Here is a 21,011-nt window from a genome sequence, read left to right as displayed (position 1 = left end):
TTAGTAGGTATGAAAAAAACAATGAATTATAAAAAAATTAAAATGACAAGTATAATCAGATTTTTGTTTAAAAATTTATTTCACGAAAGATCATTTGTGATTTTTTTTGTAATGATAAACTTATTTAGTATTGTTATTTCAATTTTTTTTTCTATTATAAAAACAGGATATGTTAGAAATGAATTGTTTGATTTTTATGTAATAATTTATTTAAATATTTTAACATTTTTATTTATTATAAGGATATTGATGTTCTTTTTTGTAAAAAAACAAGAAGATAAAACTATATTTATTATTCTTTCTAATAGTATTTCTAGGTCAAAATATTTAATTACACAATATATAACTATTTCATTATTATTATTTTCAACGATCATTTTTTCATATGCAAGTTTCAATATAATTAATATAATAATTAATGGAATTGAAACCTTTACCATTAGAAAAACACTATACTTTTTTATTTTTTCAGTATTTATAGTTTACTCATTAGTTAATTTAATAATTTTTTTAATATTATTTTTAGGTACACAACCAACTTTAATAATAACTTCTTTATTAATGTCTATGGGGTTTATTGCAAATATTCCAAATAAGTTATATGACAAAAATAATGATAATTTAAGTTTGAATATTATATTACCAAATTCTATTGAACCGTTTTCTATAAGAACAAATGAAATGGATGATACATTTAATTTTGAAAAACTCTTAAATGAGGAAAATATTAAGTATAAATATTTGAGCAAGGCTATAAACTCTTTTTTAACAAACTTTGATGATGATGATGTTTTAAAAATGTATCTAAATATGAATGGCGTATCAGATAAAGGAAAAGAAGCTTATTTATATAGATATAATAATTTTTGAGACAGTATTGGAGTTATTAATAAGGGTGATGATGCACATAAATATAATTTAAAAGGTATTTTAGCAAATAATAATCAATCTTCAGGAACAAAAGGTAAAAAATGAAGTTCATTTTCTGAAAATAACAAACCTGATAATGTAGAAATATCTTTTAAATTAGACTCATATTTTATTGGTTTATCAGATATAAAAGATAAAGTTGACACAGGAGATATTAGTGAAGATAATAAATTAATTTTAAATGATTTATATAATTTCACTAACGATCTTATTAGTCAAATACCTAATATTTACAAAGAAAAGAATAGTTATTTTGGTGACTTTATTTATTTTGATAAAAACTATAAAAACACTATCTTTAATACTGAAAAAAATGATTCATTAAACTTTACTGAGGTTGATTTGATAAATATTTTTAAATCAGCTGTTGCAAAAATTGGTATAGCTAAAAAGGACGAAGGTTTAACTCTATATGATAATGGGTCTATTTCTAATTTCTTTAATGAAAACTTTAATTTCCCATTATTATTCTCTACAAGAGTGCTTGAACAATATTTCTTAAACTATACTACTAAGTATTATTACTTAACAAATTACCCAATTATTCAAGATGATAATTTTACAATTTATATAAAAAATAAACAAATAAATAGCATTACTTCTATTATTAATCCATTTTTTAGTACTTGAAGTTATTATACATTGAATAGTGGTATGTATTTTAATGATATTTGATTTGATATTAATAGTGATTCAAATATAAAAATGTATGAACAAGAAAACTTCTTTTTACCATACACTTTATTTAATTATGATTTAATAGATGATAAAATTAATAAACTATCATATAACAACTATATTGATCCAGTTTATTTTAATGGCTCTTTAATAATATTTACATCATTATTGTTTTTAATATCACTATATAAATTTAAAAAATCTGATATAGGGTAATATAACTTGATAATTAATTATTTATTCAATTTTAAATGCATTTAGATAATTATTATAAAGAAACTATTAGTCTTAATTTGAAAATATTATAAAGTAAACTTAAGATAATAGAAATGCAATATAATTGATTACTTGTAGTAACATTTAATTTATGTTTTTTTTAAATATTACATCAATTTAAAAAAAAGATTAAATATTGTACACATATGGTTTCAGTTTGCTATAATAAGGTGGTACATTTAAATCAATGGAAGGAAATTGAAATGAAAAAATTAGTGTTAATATTATCATCATTATCTTTTACTATTGCTCCGGTATTTAGTATTGTTTCATGTGGTGATAGTAATGATTCTGAAGAAGAACCAGATCCAAATAAAGATATAGTTTCTTACGAAACAATAAGAGATAGTTATCTTAAAGAAGTGAATGCAATAACAAATAGTATTATAAGTGAAACAAAAGCAAATTGAATTGAAGCAACAAGCGATGGTAATAACAAAAACCAATTCTTTAGTATTAATACTTTAAAAAAATTTGTTAATGCAAATAAAGGAAGTGCAAAAGATGGTGAATCAAATTCTAAAACTAATATAGTAAATCTTGATGAAGTGTTTAATAAACAAGAAAACTCAAGTTATAAAGATAATTTTTTTCAAGATGTGGCTAAAAAAATAAATTTTGATACTATTAAAACTGAAATATCAAATATAGCTAAAAAATTCGAGTATTCAATATTAACTAATAATGTTAATAATCTAGTAGAAATTAGTTTATCAACACTTAATAATAATAATTCTGATGATAATAAAGCAACTCTAACTTTATATGAAAGTGGCACTGATGAAACAACTGGTGATGAATCTAAGAGTAATTATTTGGCTTCGTTAGATAATACCCAAATTACAATTAATTTTAATTATATATCAAAAGATGGTACACAATTAGAAAACCCACCTGCAAATAATATTTTTAATTTTGCTTACAAAATAACAACTGAAGATAATGTTGTTGATTATGTAAAAAATAAAGCTAATGAATTAAAATATAAGTATTTTGAAAGTGGTGCAACTTTAATTGAATCAGGAATATCTAATGAAGATGATAAATTTGAATCAAATGATAAGTTAAATGATTCTAATAGTAATTTTAAAAAAGCGATTGTTGCTCTTAAAACAAGTTTATCAACTGATTTAAACCCACCAGAAGGTATCTCAAATGTTGAAATTAAAACAACAACCGATAAAATAATTGATGATTTAGACGAAAATAATAATTGAACTAATAGTTTTAATGCATTAAATTCAAAAGATAGCATTTATTCTTGGAAAAAAGATAAGAATGGTTGAAAAGATGATAGTATTGTAGGAAATCCTGATCTTTATAACTATATTTTTAGAAACCAAGTAATAACCAGTGCCGATGGTGTTAATCCAGTTGAAAACTATTTAAGTGGTGATAAACTTGAAACATGATTTAATGACTATAAAGAAAGTGTTTTTAAACTATATACTGATTTAGATAAATCTAAATTTGAAGAAAAAATTAACAAAACCGTTAAATTTAGTACATTTAAATTAAATGGATTAGTTTTAGAAATTAATGGTGGAAATGAAAACGGAGGAATTACAACTCCGATTGATAATATTGATATCGCAATAGGTTACACTATAAATAAAAATGAAGATTTATCTACATTAAAAGATAATAAAGAATTGGTTACTTATAAAGCTGTACTAGCTAATTTAGAAAAGGGAATACAATCATATCATGATACTTTTGGTACAACTAATACTCGAAATGTTGATGCTATAACTGCGTTTACTGGAAAAGGTAAGAATGGAATATTTGAAAATGAACAATTAAACATTTGAGATTTTACATTTAAAAAGGAATATATTCACCCAACTGCTAAATATGATTGAATGGAAATTTTATATATTGAGTTTTTAACAAGATTTAATGAAAGTTTAAGTTTATCACAAAAAAATGGTCTTGGTTATCAAGAACAACAGATAGTAAGAAATTCATTGCTAAGTAATGGAAATCAATCACACTATAGTTGAAATTTTGATGGTACTCCTGGATATAGACCACCAATAAGAGTTAATAGAATATTACCAACCGAAACTTCAATTGCAGAGGGAAAAACAGAATATGGTGTACTTGCAGATGGTTACTATGGAGGTAATCCAAATAGATTTACAAATATGTATTTTCAATTAGATTTTATGAAAATTAATTTTAGAGTAGATAAAATATTTTGAAATTCAGCAATGAGATGAAAAGCAATCATAGAATATACAAATAGTTAAAATAAAAATGATATTATAAACCAACCAAGTCTAATGGTTGGTTTTTTTATTCTATAATAAAACAAATTCATAACTTGTATAATAAAATTATTTTAATATTAAGTAATAATTTTTAAGAATAATTTATTTTTTTAGATTATTTAATAAAATAATGTGATATTACTAATTCAGATAAGAATTATTTTAGCAGTTTAATATAATTCATGGGTAATTAATTTAGTTTGGCTCTCTGTCAAACTAAATTAAAAGTTAAATAACCCCATATAATTTCTTTCAACCTGGTCTCTTTAGTATTGCTTATTATTAATATTAGTTTATAATATCTATTAGTAGGTATGAAAAAAAACAATGAATTATAAAAAAATTAAAATGACAAGTATAATTAGATTCTTGTTTAAAAATTTATTTCATGAAAGATCATTTGTGATTTTTTTTGTAATGATAAACTTATTTAGTATTGTTATTTCAATTTTTTTTTCAATTATAAAAACAGGATATGTTAGAAATGAATTATTTGATTTTTATGTAATAATTTATTTAAATATCTTAACATTTTTATTTATTATACGGATATTGATTTTCTTTTTTGTGAAAAAACAAGAAGATAAAACTATATTTATTATTGTTTCCAATAGTATTTCTAGATCACAATATTTAATTACACAATATATAACTATTTCATTATTATTATTTTCAACAATAATTTTTTCATATGCAAGTTTCAATATAATTAATATAATAATTAATGGAATTGAAACCTTTACCATTAGAAAAACATTTTACTTTTTAATTTTTTCAGTATTTATAGTTTACTCATTAGTTAACTTAATTATTTTTTTAATATTATTTTTAGGTACACAACCAACTTTAATAATAACTTCTTTATTAATTTCTATGGGGTTTATTGCAATTATTCCAAATAAGTTATATGACAAAAAAAATGATAATTTAGATTTGAACATAAAAATGCCAAACTCTTTACCGATTATTATGAAAACAAATACAATGTATGATACATTTAATTTTGAAAAACTATTAAATGAAGAAAACATTAAGTATAAATATCTAAGCAAGGCTATTAATTCTTTTTTAACAAACTTTGATGATGATGAAGTTTTAAAAATGTATCTAAATATGAATGATGCATCAAATAAAGAACCATATTTATATAGATATAATAATTTTTGAGACAGTATTGGAGTTATTAATAAGGGTGATGATGCACATAAATATAATTTAAAAGGTATTTTAAAAAATAATAATCAATCTTCAGGAACAAAAGGTAAAAAATGAAGTTCATATAATGATTATAATGAGAAACCTAATCATGTAGAAATATCTTTTAAATTAGATTCATATTTTATTGGTTTATCAGATATAAAAGATAAAGTTAACACAGGAGATATTAGTGAAGATAATAAATTAATTTTAAATGATTTATATAATTTCACTAACGATCTTATTAGTCAAATACCTAATATTTACAAAGAAAAGAATAGTTATTTTGGTGACTTTATTTATTTTGATAAAAACTACAAAAACACTATCTTTAATACTGAAAAAAATGAATCATTAAACTTCACTGAGGATGATTTGATAAACATTTTTAAATCAGCTGTCGCAAAAATTGATATTACTAAAGATGAAGGTTTAGCTCTATGTGATAGTGGTTCTATTTCTAATTTCTTTAATGAGAACTTTAATTTCCCATTATTATTCTCTACAAGAGTGCTTGAACAATATTTCTTAAACTATACTACTAAGTATTATTACTTAACAAATTACCCAATTATTCAAGATGATAATTTTACAATGTATATAAAAAATAAAAAAATAAATAATATTACTTCTATTATAAATCCATTTTTTAGTACTTGAAGTTATTATACATTGAATAGTGGTGTGTATTTTAATGATTTGTGATTTGATATAAATAGTGATTCAAACATAAAAATGTATGAACAAGAAAACTTCTTTCTACCATATATTTTATTTAACTATGAATTAATAGTTAATAAAATTAATAAACTATCATATAATAACTATGTTAATCCGGTTTATTTTAATGTTTCTTTAATAATATTTACATCATTATTGTTTTTAATATCATTATATAAATTTAAAAAATCTGATATAGGTTAATAAAAAGTGATGATTAATTATTTATACAATCACAAAGCCAATTACATTTTATATAAAAAAAATATTAGTTCCGAATTTTAAAATATAATAAAGTAAAACTTATAATAATATAAAATGGAAAAGAAAAAAGGAAGCTAAGTAGACCAGTTGTATATACAACTGGTTTTTATATTAGAAAGGAAAATATGCATAGAAAGTATAGTGAAGATTTAAAAAAAGAAAGCCTTAAAAAGGTATTAGTTAGGAGAGAATTTAGATAAAATTGCTTTAGAAATGAATATTAAGGTTGGTTCTCAATTAATAAGAATTTGAGATAAAAAAAGTAAGCTTACTCATTATGATAGTAGAATTAAAACATGCAAAGAAGTTGAAATAATGAGTAAAAAATTAAAAAAAGATTTTGTATCTAAAGATTTAAAAACAAAAGAAAAAGAAAATAAAGTTTTAAAAGAAAAAATTACACTTTTAGAAAAACAAGTAAGGTTCGAAAAAGAAGAAAAGCTATTAGCAATGGCAAGTAAAGAAATTTTGGAAAAGTCCATACCTTCTTGCACAGCAACTATAATGTTGAACATGTTGAAGATGAGTATGAAGGACAAGATAATGATAATGGCAACAAAAGCTTATAAACATTATGCATGCTGTCAAATATATTATTTTATTGCAAAGCGCATGGCTTGGGAACTAATAGATTAATTAGTTATTTTAAAATTCATAAAAATACATTTTCTAAGTTTAAACTAAAAAATAATTTAGAGAACCCAATAATTATATTTAAAAATGGTCTATATTTTAATGATTTACCAAATTTTAATAGTCCTAGATATACAATAGCCAAAAAACTAATAATAGACTATAATCTAAAAAATAATAGTTTAGCAAGCGGCGCAAATTTAATAAGTAAGTGAATTTATGTAAATAAAGGCGTAAAAGTATATGAAAAAATGATTAGAAAAATTAGAGTAGATCATCCATTAATATTAAATAATCCAAGTAGAAAGAAACGTAGTGTAAAGAAATCAGAATCAAAAAAACATAATATCTATGTTAGAGAAGACTTGGTGGAAATGAATTATAGTCGACCAAATATAACCGGTATGGATGGAACAAACTTTAAGATATTTTTAAATAATGGAAAAATAGAAGTAAAATTAATTGTTTAATATTATATGATTGAGAAAAAAGAACTATAGTTAGTTATAGTTTTAATAAAAGTGAAAATTCAAATAGTGCATTATCTGTTTTTAAAGAAACAAATAACTATGCCATTGAAAAAGCAAATCAAAAGATAATACAATCTGATAGAGGTTCTGCCTTTGCTAATGAGCTTATTTTTAACTATGTAAATCAAAATGATTTTATAGTTCATTCTATGTCTAAAAAAGGCTTTAAACATAATGCACCAACCGAAAGTCTAAATGGATGATTTATACAAAAATTTTATAAAACTTTTGGTAATAGATTTGAAAATAAGGAAAATTTTTATTATTATTCTAAGAAGTTCTCAAATATTTACAATAATTTACAACAAATAAAATAAAATTTTAATATATAAAAGACCATTTATTATATTTGCAAATGGTCTATTTAAATTCCGTTATTCTAAAATTATATATATTTATAGTAACATTCATTTTTTTTTTTTTTTTGAATATTATACTGATATTAAAAAAAGTTTAAAATATAGTACACTTATAATTCATTTTGTTATAATATATTTGTATATTTAAATTAATGAAAGGAAATTAATATGAAAAAATTAGTGTTAATATTATCATCATTAACTTTTACTATTTCTCCGGTATTTAGTATTGTTTCTTGTGGTGATAGTAATGATCAAAGTAGTGATAGTAATATTTCTGAAGAAACTCCAGATCCAAATAACGATACAGTTTCTTACGAAACTGTAAGAGATAGTTATCTTAAAGAAGTGAATGCAATAACAAATAGTATTATAAGTGCAACAAGATCAAATTGAATTGAAGCAACAAGTGATGGTAATAACCAAAACCAATTCTTTAGTATTGATACTCTAAAAAACTTTGTTAATGCAAATAAAGAAATTGTAAATGATGGTCAATTAAATTCTAAAACTAATAAAGTAAATCTTGATGAAGCATTCAATAAACAAGAAAACACTGACTATAAAAATAAATTTTTTGAAGATATTGCTAAAAAAATAAATTTTGATGCTATAAAAACTGAAATATCAAATATAGCTAAAAAAATTGAGTATTCAATATTAACTAATAATGTTAACAATCTAGTAGAAATTAGTTTATCAACACTTAATAATAATAATTCAGATGATAAAAAAGCAACTCTAACTTTATATGAAAGCGGTACTACTGAAACAAATAGTGATGAACCTAAGAGTACTTATTTGGCTTCGTTAGATGATACCCAAATAACAATTAATTTTAACTATAAATCTAAAGATGGTACACAGTTAGTAAACCCACCTGCAAATAATATTTTTAATTTTGCATATAAAATAACAACTGAAGATAATGTTGTTGAATATGTAAAAAATAAAGCCAAAGAATTAAAATATAAGTATTTTGATAGTGGTGCAACTTTAATTGAATCAGGAATATCTAATGAAGATGATAAATTTGAATCAAATGATAAGTTAAATGATTCTAATAGTAATTTTAAAAAATCGATAAATGCTCTTAAATCAAGTTTATCAAATGATTTAAAACCAACAGATGGTATTTCAAATGTAGAAATTAAAACAACAGTTGATAAAATAATCGATGATTTAGACGATAATAATAATTGAAGTAATACTTTTAATGCATTAAATTCAAAAGAAAGTATTTATTCTTGAAAAAATGATAAGATTAATTGAAAAGATGACAGTATTGTAGGAAATCCTGATCTTTATAACTATATTTTTAGAAACCAAGTAACAACCAGTGGCGATGGTGTTAATCCAGTTGAAAACTATTTAAGTGGTGATAAACTTGAAACATGATTTAATGACTATAAAGAAAGTATTTTTAAACTATATACTGATTTAGATAGAGCTAAATTTGAAGAAAAAATTAACAAAACCGTTAAATTTAGTACATTTAAATTAAATGGATTAGTTTTAGAAATTAATGGTGGAAATGACAACGGAGGAATTACAACTTCGATTGATAATATCGATATTGCAATGGGTTATACTATAAATAAAGAAGAAGATTTATCTACATTAAAAGATAATAAAGATTTTGTTACGTATAAATCTGTACTAGCTAACTTAACAAAGGGAATACAATCGTATCATGATACTTTCGGTACAACTAATACTTGAAATGAAGATGCTTTAACTGCTATGAGTGGAAAAGTAAAGGGCGGTGTAATCGAAGGACAACAATTAAACATATGAAAATTTGCATTTGATCCAAATTATATTTGTCCAACTGGTGAAAATGGATTAATGTATCTTTTATATGGTGAGTTTTTAGGAAAATTTAATGAAAGTTTAAGTTTATCGCAAAAAAATGGTGTTGGTTCTCAAGAACAAAAGATAGCAAATAATTTACTTCTAAGTAATGGAAATCAATCACATTATAGTTGAAATTTTGATACTACTTTTGGATTTAGACCACAAATAAGAGTTAATAAAGTCTTACCAACTGAAAATACAATTGTAGATGGAAAAACAGAATATGGTATAATTGCAGATGGTTACTATGGTGGTAATGATAATAGATACACAAATATGTATTTTGAACTAGATTTTATGAAAATTAATTTTAGAGTAGATAAAATATTCTGAGATACAAAAATGCGATATAAAGCAATCATAGAATATACAAATAGTTAAAATAAAAATGATATTATAAACCAACTATGGCTAATGGTTGGTTTTTTATTTTTTAATAAACAAACTTATAACTTGTATAATAAAATTATTTTTATATTAAGTAAATAATTTTTAAGAATAATTTATTATCTAGGGTTTTATTTAAAACATATAAAATAATATTAAATTCTTATAGAATTAATTATTATTATTATTATTTATATAGAAGGGTATTAAAAATATGCAGAAGTTTGTCAATTTTTTTAGTGAAAAACTTAAACTTAAATGAATAGTTATTTCGGTCACATTTGCTATTTATTTTTTATTTAGTTTTTTAATGGTTACTCCAGGTGTTGGAGTAGAGTCATTAAGGTTTATTAATAGTATTAAAGATCAAATAAGTAATGTAATGCCAAAAGGTATTTATGAAATTGATGGTAGTGATCCATCTTATGAAGTTGTTTTAGATACAGTTGTTAAAAAAGCTTATTCAGCAGATGCTGTTTCAACATTAAACTCTTATGAAAATGAGGAATATGCCAAGACAAGAAAAGATTATGAAAAGTTTTCAAATGATTGATATGAAAATAGATGAGGAGATTATAAAACTTCTCATAAAGATATAGATTTATATGACCTAGGAATGGATTTAGTGGAATTCGATAAGGCTGTATCAACAGAATTTCTAAGTTTTGGATATGTAAATCCTGGGATATTTTGAATGTTTCATTCAAATGGATTAAATGAAATTTTTTCAACAGAAATTAGAGATGATTTATTAAGAAACCAAACAGTTATCGATCAAGAGTTATATAACTCAAAAATTAATTCTTCTTCAGTTGGGATTGATGGAACTGATATATATGATTCATTGGGAACATTGGTAGTAAATAATAAAGTTTGATATTTAAACAAACAAATTGAGAATATAAAATATGGTTTAAATATTTTTGGACATAGTATTTTTAAAAACAAATCATTAAATTCTTCAAATATGCCAAAAGATAAAGTTACAACCGATGAAATTTATACTCCACATTTTACTGAAACACTTGATAATTTAAGAGCTGGAGTTATTTTCTTCTTTGTGCTATTAATAGTAGTTATACCTGGTTATGTATTTTTTGTAACATCAACTATATTAATAAATAAAAAGAAAGGAGCTAAAAAATAATGAAAAAGTTATTAACATTATTAACAGTTTTTACTATATCAACAACATCAACAACATCAGTAATCTCATGTATGCCCCAACAAGCTCAAGTTAATTTTGACTTTGATCCAAGCATAGGAAAAAATATTGATAAATCTAATGCTGTAGACACAAGTGTTGACCCAGAAAGCCATCACGGTGTTTCTAATTTCTTTACACTTGGAGATAGTTTAAGTGATAATGGTGGGTTAGTTACTATTGCAAAAGATGAACTAGGTGTCAATGCTAAAATGAGTGGTTTATATAATAACGGGTTTAGTAACGGTAAAAGAGTTGCTGAAATAATAAATGATAAATTAGGATTTGAAGAAAGTACATTTAAATCTTCAAATATAATTCATAACGCTGACATTGATTATACTAAAGCTGATGGTACAACTCAAAAAGCGTGAGGAAGAAATTATTCAGTAGGTGGAGCAACTGCATACGAATCAGATGGATTAACTGGAAAACTCTTAATGGGTAATACTGGTATTTATAAACAAGCACAAGCTTTAGTAAAACAACAAAAGATAAACGATAAAGATTTATTTTTATTAGAAATTGGAGGTAATGATTTATTCGCCTTAGCAGATGCAAGAAATGATTATAATACACAAAAATCAATAATGAGCAATGGTCTTGATAATATTAAAAATGCACTTTGTACTTTAATAAATAATGGTGCTAAAAGAATATTATTTATTACTCCACCAGATATATTATTAACACCTGGTTATAATAATAAAAATACCGATAGTGGTGGTTCGGGTGAATATAGTGAAGATGAACTTAAAAAAATAAATTTATTATGTAAAGAATTTGATTCAAGTATTACAAAAATAGTTAATGCAATTAATGAAAAAAATGATGTTATAAAAGTTTATAATTTATATCAAAATTTAAAAGTTATTTTAGACGGTTTCATAAGTGAGAGCTCTAAACAAGAAATTAATGTAGAAAACAATTATTCTGAATCAACTGCATTTGATCTTGGTGGTTTAGATATTACTAATATTGATATTAAAGCAGTAGTTAGAGAAAAATATAAAGATAAAAATATTGATGACTTTTTCTTTATTGATAAAGTCCACCCAACAGCTGCTGGACATAAATATGTATCTGAATTAGTATATAAACTTTTAATTGATGATAGTTTTATAACTGAATAAAAGAGAGGGACAAAGAATGAAAAAATTAATTAGCTTAATTGGTATATTGACTATTACTACATCATCTTTGACTGTTGTTACATCATGTGGTGAAACTTATTCAGTTAATTTTGATAATAGTGATGATCAATCAAATATATCAAAACTTTTAACACAGTATTCAAAATCTTTATATTTAAATCAAAATGAAACAGAGACTGATAGCGAAACTAATAAAGGACTTGGTAAAGTTCACTATAGTTCTTCGTATCTAATGAATGATATAGTTAAAAATAATTATTTATCAAATTTAGGTTTAAAGGATTTTAAAAATATAGATACAAATGAATATAGTAGATTTAGTGATGTATCTCAAAAGTATTTTAAAAATAGCACAAACTTTGTTTCAAATCAAACAACTGTTGATGATTCAATCTATCAAGATGGTGTTATTGCACCAGAGATAAATGGAACGGCATCAACAATAACTTCATTAGTAGGTTCACTACCAATGATTTTAAATATGTTATCAAAACCTGAATCATTTGCACCATTAATGTCGATGCTTGCAAATAAGTTTTCAGATTTAATTTCTACTAATTTATTAAAAACATTAGGTAATATTTTAACAAATGATGTATTAAAAGATTTAGAAAAAGCTTTTAGTATTGATGCTTATAAAGATGATCAAGGGGAGTTTTTCTCTTATGAAGATGCTATGAGTGCAAGTATAATTGCATTATCAAATTCTTTTGATAAGTTAATAAATAAAGATAGCACTACTACAGCATTAACTTATAAAAATAGTGATGATATTAATAAAAATATAAATGAGGCTTCAAAAAGTGTCGCTGTAAACTTAATGGGTTTAATTAATGGAACTAAAAGTTTTAGTTTTGATATTTTAACTGATGCATCAGTAATACCTAATATATTATTTTTTGTTAGAACTTTATTAGTATATTTAAATTCAGCAAAAGTTGATAATTTTAGTTCAAAAGTCCTTACAATGAAAGATATTAATCAAATTAGGATAAAAAAACTATCAAGTGATGATAATGTTTTTGATTTTAAAAATGTTGTTAGTTTATTAAGTTTTATTACAGAAGATACTGATAAAAAAGGTTCAACAGTCTTACAAAATTTATTTGGATTATTATTAGGAACTCCAAATGATGATGCTGAAAATCAAGATAATGGTGATTGAACTAATTTATCTAAATCATATTCAGGTAATAAAAATGGATTAATTAATATAGTTTCTCAACTAGCAGTCTCTTTGGCTGGAGAAAAAGTTAAGATTTATTTTACTGACCCGTTAATTAGATCATTTATAAACTGAGGTTTTGGTACAACTTCGTCAACTTTGATTAAAGGTATAATGGCTTTAATTCCACAATTAGCAAGTTTACTTCCTGAAATGATTAAAAATATTGTTACTAATATTGGTGAAGATGATTGAAATAAATATTTTATTGATCCAGGTAAATACATTGGGTACTTATATGATAACAATAATACTAAATTAAATTTATCAATTAAGAAGATGTTATCTGAACCATTAGAAAATATATTTAATTCTTCATTGTTTGGTTTAGGGAGTTCTAATAATAAAGAAAAAGTATTTGATAATCAAAAAGATTTAGGATTTGGATTCTTAACTTCTTCATCAGTTAAAGAAATTGTAAGTAATCTTAGTTCAAAAGTTAATGGTGATAAAGATAATGAATTCATTATTAAATTTGATACATTTTCAACTTTCTTTAAATCATTGTATACAAATGATAATTTAAAAACTGCGTTATCAGATCCTAATAATTTATTTAAACACCTTGGTTTAAATGAGGATGGTACAATTAAAGAAGACTCACCATTATCTATACTAAAACAAGTTGTTAAAGAAAATTTAGGTTGATTAAAAGCGTTTGTTAATACTATAAATGACTTGATAAATAGTTATAAAGATAAATTATCACAAGTAAGAAAAACTATTAACTCTAAGTTTAATGATTTAGAAGTTACATATGAAATTAATGGTACAAATGATTTTGTATATAATGTTACAGATAAAATAACTAGTAATGTAAATAAATTTGAAATAGTTCTAACTTATGAAGGTAATTACCTAACAATATCAAAAATGAAGTTATTAAGTAATTAATATTTAAAAATAAAGTATGATATATGTTTTGTTATATAAAACTATTTCTATACTTTATTTTTATTTTGTATAATCTTGCATTAGCAGTTAGATTAATTAGAATATCTTTATATTTAAATACAAAGGGGATTAAAAATGAAAACATTTATTATAGCAATGAATGCTTCGTTGTTATTTTTTCAATCCCAACGTTAATATTTTGTGAAATAGAATATAAGTATGAAGTTGATATTAGTAAACTTGATGATTATGCCGATAAAGCTTCTTAACCTTATTTCAAAGGTTATAAATCATTATATAAAAAATATTTAATGTTTACTTCCAAAGAAGATTGATATGAATGATAAATAATTTAACATACTAAAGTATGCAAAATGATGTTGATGATGAATATAATGTTTAAGATACCTTTTACAAAAAACTATAAAGATGCAAACAAAAATAACTAAGTCTCAAAATAGATATATAAGAGGTGAGTTTATCTAATATAATTTATGAGATAATAACTATGCATAGTACTATAAATGATTAAAATGCAGTGTATATCAGAGGAATTAATAATTATTAATATAATGATATTACAGTGCATGAGTTGGCAATGTAAAATAAGGAAAAATATACCTCATCTTCTTTGAAAGTACAAATAGCTCATTTAAATGGAACTCAAATTTTAGGTAATATATTCTTGGTTGAATGTCATGGTTTACAATCTAGTTAGTTCATGATTTTCTAAGAAATGATAATGATGGTTATTACTTAATAGTTAATGTTTTTATTAATTTATTTATTAATCACTTCATAAAAAACAATAATTGAGAACTAAAATCTATTCATTAAAGTAATAAATAATTTAATAAAAAAAACGGATTAAATAATTGTAAATTTATAAAAAATTAAAAAAATAATAAGAATAGAAATAATTATGTTATTATAAATTTAAGGAGAACATACTATGAGTAGATTTAAATTAATAAATACTAATAATGATGATAATAATAGATTTACTCTTTTATGTTGTCTTTATTAATAGTTAAATAAAAATTAAATAATCATAAAAGAGTATATAAGAATAAGTTTAAATATAAATTTAAATTATTTTATGTACTCTTTTTTTTATGGTTATAAGAAAGGAAAATATGTTACACACAAGTATATTACAAGACTTTTTAGCTATAAGTAGTTATAAGTCGGCAATTGCTATTATAGTGTTCTTTGGATTACAAATTGGTTTGTGATTCTTTCTGAAAAGATTTAAGAATAAGTTCTTACATTTATTTTCAGGGTTAGTATTAGGTTTACTATATGGTTTAATAATACAAGCAATTGTAGGATTCCCAGAAAGTTTTACAAAAAAAGACGAAGATGGTGTATCTTATTGAAAAGAAGAATTTTACTGAATATTTGAATTAGATTCTTGATCAGTATTATTTAAAAAAATATTTATCACTTCAATTACTTTATTGATGATACCTTTAATATTTTTATCAATCTTTAGATCTGTTACTAAAAAAAGTACTAAAAGGTTAGGTAGAATTACTGGTAAAGGTATAACATTTTTAATGTTAAACGTTGCAGCTGCATTTTGTATCGCAGCAGCAATTGGTATATTATTAAAAGTTGGTGTCACAAGTGATGGTAAAAAAGTATTAGACGAGTTCTCTGATAAAAGTACTTCAGGTGATGATAGTGCTATTAAATCAATACCTGCAATGATAATTGATTATCTACCAAAAAACTTTATAGCTGACTTGGGTAAGGATGCTGTAATTCCGGTTTTAATCATGGCATTAATTGTAGGATTAAGTGTTAAAGCGATATCAATAAAAAGACCTGAGAAAGTTGAAGCATTTGTTAAATTAATGGATTCAAGTTGAGAAATTATATTAAAAATAGTTAATGGATTTATAAAAATAATACCATTAGCAATAATGTCAATAGTTACAAACTTAATGATTACTCAATCATTAACAGCATTAACAGCAGTTGGTAAAGTATTAGCCGCTGGTTATATTAGTTTATTTATTTGTATTGGTTATTTAACAGGTATATTAGCAATTGCAAAAATTAAACCACATAAATGATGAAAATATGGTTGAAGACCTGCCTATCAAGGTTTAGTAACACAATCATCAAGTGCTACTTTACCTTTTACAATGAAATCTTTAGTTGATAAAATGAAAGTTGATGAATCTTGCGTTAATACAATAATACCCTTATCGACAACAATGGGTATGATTGGTGGAGCAGGAGCAGAAGGTGGATTAATAGTATCATTATTATGAACAGGTTCAGATTCATCAATAATTCACAATCAAGGAATATGGTTATTCTTATTCATAGGGTTATTAATGACAATGATTGTTTCTTTAGGAATACCTGGAACCCCTGGTACTTCAACATTAGTTATAACAAGTTTATTAGGTTCGTTAGGTGTACCTAGTTTTAAAAACGGTGCCTTTTCTATAATGCTTGTTTTAGAAGATATATATGATATTGGTAGAACTTCAGTCAACATAATTGCTGCAATGGTTGTGAGTACAATTGTCGCATTTAGCGAAGGAATGATTGGTGAAAGTACTGATATTTTAAGTAAGAAAGCAGCACATTACCAAGAAAAGGTAAACCTTATATTAAAAGCAAAAGACGATAAGGCAATTAAGATAAAAGAACTAAAAAGTATTTATCCTAATAAAAAAATAGCATTAGATCAAAAAATTACAGAAGATGAGTTAAAACTAAAATATTTAGACATTAAATTAACATATAAAGATGAAATTAAAAAAATAAAATCTAATAAAGAATAATAATATAAAAAATGGAAGTATTAAATATTTCCATTTTTTATTTAAAATATAAAAAAACTACTATATAAACTTATAATTGTGATTAAATAATATTGATTAGAAGTTAATGAAATTAATTAACTTTTATTTAAATGGAGGGAAGTATGAAATTATTTAGCGAGAAAAATAACATTGATTCTAATGTGAAAAATATTGCTGAACATTTAGGGAATGTTGAAAATATTGACCATATTAGCCATTGTTCTACTAGGATGAGAATAAAAGTAAAAGACATTTCCATAGTAAAGATAGAAGAAATAAAAACAAACGAATTAGTAAAAGGTGTAGTCGTAAATGGCAATCTCGTTCAATTAGTTATTAAAAAAAATATAGAGAGCTTTAATAAAGAATTTTTGACTACATTAGGAATATCTATTAAGAGAGTACCTAACTTATTTGATGTTAAAGTAACAATAAAAAAAGGTTTTTTTAAATCATTAACCGATGGTATTGGTGTATTAGTGATGCCAATTATACCTTACCTTATTACATTATCGATAATATCAACAATTGATAATATAATTAATAATATTGAAGTTAATGGTTCTACAATAGCAAAAACTGGTGAGTTTGCTAAAACTTTAGGTAATCTTACTACATCACTACAAAAAGCATTAGCATTAGCATTTAGTATATTAATACCTTGATCAATTTTTAAACTTATGAAAGGTAGTGAATCAATAGGAATTTCAATCGGAGTAGTTTTATGTGCTAAGGACATGGCATCTACAAATGATTTTATGGGTTCAGGTAGACCGCTATTCGAATGAGCTAAAACTGGTGAAGTTGGTGGAAAGGATTTTGATTGGTCATTTTCAAATTTAGCAAATGGTTATCCTTGAAAAATATCATATGAAGGTCAAATTTTACCACTTGTATTAATTGGTTTTATGGCTGTATATTTAGAAAGATTGGTAAGAAAAATAAAATGAGGAGTTGTTAAGGAAATATTTGGAATGCCAATGGTAACATTATTATCCTTTTTTGTTGGTGAATTACTACTAGCACCAATTGGAATGTTATTAACATATGGTATGAATATTGCAGTTTTATGAGCAACAACTCATGAGATTGCTAAGTATATATTTAATCCATTATTTGCGATTATGCTTCCATGACTTGTTGTAACAGGGTTTATTCAAATATTTGTAGTTGTTGCTCTACAACAATTTATGACTTATAATGCTACTTCTATTAACCCAATGTTTACACAACTTAATGTCGCTGTTGCAACAAGTGTGTTAGCATTTTCAATAATTAATAGACAAAATAAAGAACTACAAAAAACAGCTGTTCCATCATATTTAATAGCATTTGTTGGTGGTTCTACCGAACCAGCTTTATTTGGAGTAGCATTAAGATTTTTATTTCCTGTAATTGCTGTAAGTATTGGTACAACAGTTGGAGTAATTATCACAACTGCATCAGGAGTATTAACAACAATGGGTCCTTGTTCGTTATTGGTTTTCTTAACTATTATTCCACAAGCTAGTGTTGTTGATAAATTCAATATGACAACCTGAGCTGGAACAGGGTTTTTATGAATGGCGATTGCACTAGTTGCAACGATCACTACAACATTTTTTGCAACTATTTTATTGTCAAGATTAAAATATTTTAAAAATACTACAAAACAAATATTGGATAGAGACTTTTCGTCTATACCTGGAGTTGAATTTTCAACTAAAAAAAATAAGATTGTAAAAAAAGAAATTAAAAAAGAGGAAATAAACAATGAAAAGAATTAAAGAAATAGAATGAAAAAAATGAGATGAAATTGATAAAAAATATTATGATATTGCAAATAAACTAGTAGAAAGTGATAAATTTTATAGACCACTATACCATATTGCTCCACCAAATGGATTAATGAATGACCCTAATGGTTTATTATATAAAGATGGAATTCATCATATTCATTATCAATGAACACCAATAGAACCATATCATGGTTTTAAACATTGAAGATATGTAACAACACATGATTTTATAAACTATAAAGATCACGGTGTTTCAATTACACCAGATTTTGAAAAGGAAGCTTTTGGTTCATTTTCTGGTAGTGCCTATTATTTTGATGATAAAATTAAAATTTATTATACTGGTAATATGGAAGATGGCAATGGAAATATGACAGAAGAAGTTCAATTAGTTGCTGATTTTGAAAATAATAAGATAATTAATAAAAGAATTGCCGTACCTTGAGATGGGGATAAATTTACACCCCATGTAAGAGACCCAAAAATATTTGAACTTGATAATAAAATGTATATGATATTTGGTGTAAGAACAAAAGATGATAAAGGTGGTTTAGCCTTTTATGAAATGTTAGACTTTGATAAATTTAAGTATAAAACTGTTTTAAAACCAAGTATTAAAAATAACACTTATGGATATATGTGAGAATGTCCAAACTTAGATAAAGTTGATAATAAGTATTTATTTTTTATGTCAGCAGAGGGATACTATGATAAAAATAATAAATATGAATTAAATAATTCTAGAAGTGTTGTATATTCTGTTTTAGACAAAGTTGATGTTAATAGCACTAATCTTAATGAACGTTTTCCTATGAAAACTGTTGATTATGGTCATGATTTTTATGCTCCTCAAACTTATTGAATGGATAATAAATTATTATGATTTGGTTGATTAGGAGTTTGTGATGTTCAATATCCAACAGATGAGTACTCATGGCATTCAATGTTAACAATTCCAAGAGAACTTAATTTAGAAGGTGATGATTTATTACAAAAACCATTTAGTGAATTTACTAACAACCTATTACATAACAAAAAAATACAACATACAAACTATGTTAAAATTCATAAATCAAAACATCTCAAATTTACTTTAGACGGTAACTTAGAGTTCAAGATACTAAATGATAAAAATGAGTATATTTTGGTAAAATTTACAAATGATGAAATAATACTTGATAGATCTAAGCAATCTGGTGAAGTCGAGTGAGAGTTTGAAACCCCTAGATATGCATTAAGAAAAATAAAAAATAGATCTCAAACAGTAGAAGTATTTATAGATTCATCTTCAATTGAATTATTCGCAGATGATTATAAAACGGTATTCACATCAAGGTTTTTTGTAAAAGACTTTAATAGAATAGAATTTAATAATGAAATTGATTTAGAGTTATCAGATATTAAATCTATAAATATTAAGTAATTTCTTTTAAATTTAATATTTTTTATATAATATGTTGATTATGATAATTCTATTTGATAATATAAAAGTGCAAGTTAAATACTTGGTTTTCACAATAGGGACTGGTTGAAACATCGGTCTACATAATTCTATGTGTGTTGACGAATATACTAGCAAGAATTATGTTGCTTTATGCAAAAGCAAAAATAGGTTTTATACCTATTTTTTTATTTAATTAATTCATGAACTAGCTATTATTAGCTTTTTATTTGCTCAAAAAACTTTCACAAGGGAAAATAGGAGGATAAAATAGATATAATAATAGGAATTGAAAAAAGTTGATGAAGGACTTATTAAACTTGCTATTGCTAAAGATAGTTCCAGTCCATCAGAGATATATGATTTTATAGATGTAAATAAATGAA

General features: G+C 23.7%; 14 protein-coding genes. All 14 read left to right on the top strand.

The annotated features are described in order from the left end of the window. The first annotated feature begins 9 nt into the window (after nucleotides 1-9). The 14 genes from SCORR_RS02895 (at nucleotide 10) to SCORR_RS02835 (ending at nucleotide 20,607) form a co-directional block, all read left to right on the top strand. Complete coding sequence (locus tag SCORR_RS02895) at nucleotides 10-1,824, top strand: hypothetical protein (protein WP_094048952.1); 1,815 nt, start codon at nucleotides 10-12, stop codon at nucleotides 1,822-1,824. Nucleotides 1,825-2,087: 263 nt separating this feature from the next. Then, nucleotides 2,088-4,136 (top strand): hypothetical protein, encoded by a 2,049-nt coding sequence (locus SCORR_RS02890; RefSeq protein ID WP_094048950.1) that lies wholly within the window; start codon nucleotides 2,088-2,090, stop codon nucleotides 4,134-4,136. A gap of 348 nt (nucleotides 4,137-4,484) precedes the next feature. Further along, a complete protein-coding gene (locus SCORR_RS02885; protein WP_094048948.1) occupies nucleotides 4,485-6,278 on the top strand; it encodes a hypothetical protein in 1,794 nt (597 codons plus the stop codon). A 273-nt stretch (nucleotides 6,279-6,551) separates the two neighbouring features. Then, nucleotides 6,552-6,974 (top strand): hypothetical protein, encoded by a 423-nt coding sequence (locus tag SCORR_RS02880; protein WP_094048946.1) that lies wholly within the window; start codon nucleotides 6,552-6,554, stop codon nucleotides 6,972-6,974. Continuing rightward, the gene (locus tag SCORR_RS02875; protein WP_094048944.1) at nucleotides 6,956-7,441 is read left to right on the top strand and encodes a hypothetical protein; all 486 of its coding nucleotides are present in this window, start codon (nucleotides 6,956-6,958) and stop codon (nucleotides 7,439-7,441) included. Before SCORR_RS02880 ends, SCORR_RS02875 begins: the two co-directional genes overlap by 19 nt. Before the next feature lie 209 nt (nucleotides 7,442-7,650). Then, nucleotides 7,651-7,818 (top strand): hypothetical protein, encoded by a 168-nt coding sequence (locus tag SCORR_RS05405; RefSeq protein ID WP_157705366.1) that lies wholly within the window; start codon nucleotides 7,651-7,653, stop codon nucleotides 7,816-7,818. 210 nt (nucleotides 7,819-8,028) lie between these two features. Then, nucleotides 8,029-10,098, top strand: a complete 2,070-nt coding sequence (locus tag SCORR_RS02870) for a hypothetical protein (protein ID WP_094048942.1) — start codon at nucleotides 8,029-8,031, stop codon at nucleotides 10,096-10,098. A gap of 220 nt (nucleotides 10,099-10,318) precedes the next feature. Next, nucleotides 10,319-11,251 (top strand): hypothetical protein, encoded by a 933-nt coding sequence (locus SCORR_RS02865; protein ID WP_094048940.1) that lies wholly within the window; start codon nucleotides 10,319-10,321, stop codon nucleotides 11,249-11,251. Then, nucleotides 11,251-12,441 (top strand): SGNH/GDSL hydrolase family protein, encoded by a 1,191-nt coding sequence (locus SCORR_RS02860; protein WP_094048938.1) that lies wholly within the window; start codon nucleotides 11,251-11,253, stop codon nucleotides 12,439-12,441. The genes SCORR_RS02865 and SCORR_RS02860 overlap by 1 nt, the downstream gene beginning before the upstream one ends. A gap of 16 nt (nucleotides 12,442-12,457) precedes the next feature. Further along, nucleotides 12,458-14,581, top strand: a complete 2,124-nt coding sequence (locus SCORR_RS02855; RefSeq protein WP_094048936.1) for a hypothetical protein — start codon at nucleotides 12,458-12,460, stop codon at nucleotides 14,579-14,581. Nucleotides 14,582-14,604: 23 nt separating this feature from the next. Then, nucleotides 14,605-14,850 (top strand): hypothetical protein, encoded by a 246-nt coding sequence (locus tag SCORR_RS02850; protein ID WP_094048934.1) that lies wholly within the window; start codon nucleotides 14,605-14,607, stop codon nucleotides 14,848-14,850. Between the two features lie 867 nt (nucleotides 14,851-15,717). Continuing rightward, complete coding sequence (locus SCORR_RS02845; RefSeq protein ID WP_169709044.1) at nucleotides 15,718-17,385, top strand: dicarboxylate/amino acid:cation symporter; 1,668 nt, start codon at nucleotides 15,718-15,720, stop codon at nucleotides 17,383-17,385. Between the two features lie 143 nt (nucleotides 17,386-17,528). Further along, nucleotides 17,529-19,172 carry a PTS transporter subunit EIIB gene (locus SCORR_RS02840; protein ID WP_094048930.1) on the top strand — a complete coding sequence of 548 codons (1,644 nt, stop codon included), beginning with the start codon at nucleotides 17,529-17,531 and terminating at the stop codon, nucleotides 19,170-19,172. Then, on the top strand, nucleotides 19,159-20,607 hold the full coding sequence (locus SCORR_RS02835) for a glycoside hydrolase family 32 protein (protein ID WP_094048928.1): 1,449 nt from the start codon (nucleotides 19,159-19,161) through the stop codon (nucleotides 20,605-20,607). The genes SCORR_RS02840 and SCORR_RS02835 overlap by 14 nt, the downstream gene beginning before the upstream one ends. Nucleotides 20,608-21,011 lie beyond the last annotated feature (404 nt).

It is taken from the genome of Spiroplasma corruscae (genome assembly GCF_002237575.1).
GTDB classification, from domain to species: domain Bacteria; phylum Bacillota_I; class Bacilli_A; order Mycoplasmatales; family Mycoplasmataceae; genus Spiroplasma_A; species Spiroplasma_A corruscae.
This window is presented reverse-complemented; position numbering and strand designations above follow the sequence as displayed.